The 471-nt window shown below is 74.3% G+C and carries 1 pseudogene; it reads right to left on the reverse strand.

Going from position 1 to position 471, the window contains the following annotated elements:
• Positions 1-471 (reverse strand): annotated as a pseudogene (locus FV222_RS28930) (autotransporter domain-containing protein); the annotation flags it as partial.

The following is a 471-nucleotide window of genomic DNA, read 5'->3' on the forward strand; positions in this document are numbered from 1 at the left end:
GTGTAGGCGGCCGGCAGGCGGCCGTAATCGGCCCCGTCCGCGTAGCCCGGCGTCGCGCCCCAGCGCATCCGGTCGAGGATCGCCTCGCGGACGAAGAACGCCGTCTCGAACTCGGCCGAGATCGCGCTGGCATGGATGTCGCCGGTGAGCGCCCGGAATGCGCCGACCGCCTCCGAGGTGGTGAGCCCGACGGTGCGGTCGTAGACGCCGGCGCCGGGGCCGGCGGCCTGGATCGCGCCGGCGACCGCCCCCTGGTTGCGGGTCTGCGCGATCGTCGCGAAGGCGATGTCGTTGCGCGTCAGCGTCAGGTCGACCTCGGTCGGCTGGTAGCGCAGGGTCGGGGTGAGGAAGGCGAAGTTCGCGGTGACGCCCGAGAACTGGCCGGCGACGCCGCCCGCCGCGGTGAGGATCGCGTACTGGGTGCGCGGATCGTAGCTGCCGGCGGCCGCCAGGACCTGCACGGTGCCGCCC

It is taken from the genome of Methylobacterium sp. WL103 (genome assembly GCF_008039885.1).
Classification (GTDB): domain Bacteria; phylum Pseudomonadota; class Alphaproteobacteria; order Rhizobiales; family Beijerinckiaceae; genus Methylobacterium; species Methylobacterium cerastii.